This window comes from Streptomyces durocortorensis (assembly GCF_016901035.1).
Classification (GTDB): domain Bacteria; phylum Actinomycetota; class Actinomycetes; order Streptomycetales; family Streptomycetaceae; genus Streptomyces; species Streptomyces durocortorensis.
In genome coordinates this window covers 1-298 of the sequence record NZ_JAFEUF010000579.1, presented here as the reverse complement: position 1 = coordinate 298, position 298 = coordinate 1, and the positions used below count along the sequence as shown (strand labels likewise).

The following is a 298-nucleotide window of genomic DNA, read 5'->3' as shown; positions in this document are numbered from 1 at the left end:
ATGCATGACATCCCGATTGTCGGGTTCAGCGAGAAAGTCGTCGCCGAGAAACGTCCGAAAACGGAAGAAGTGGCCTCGACGGAGGAAGTGACGGAGCTACCGACCGAGGACATGATGATGACGGCGTCACAAGACGTGTCGGACACGTATGAATTGCCGACGTTCACCATCCTCAGCGAACCGGTCGTGACCGACTTGTCCGGCGAGAACGCCCGTTTGAAAGCAAATGCGACAAAACTCGTCCAAACGCTCAAATCGTTCGGCGTCGGCGTGAAGGTGTTAAAGATTCATCTTGGTC

General features: G+C 54.7%; 1 protein-coding gene. It reads left to right on the top strand.

Annotated features, from left to right (window positions below; translation table 11 throughout):
* The coding region (locus tag JS521_RS36150) for a hypothetical protein (RefSeq protein ID WP_205087048.1) at positions 1–298 on the top strand (298 nt) is incomplete at both ends.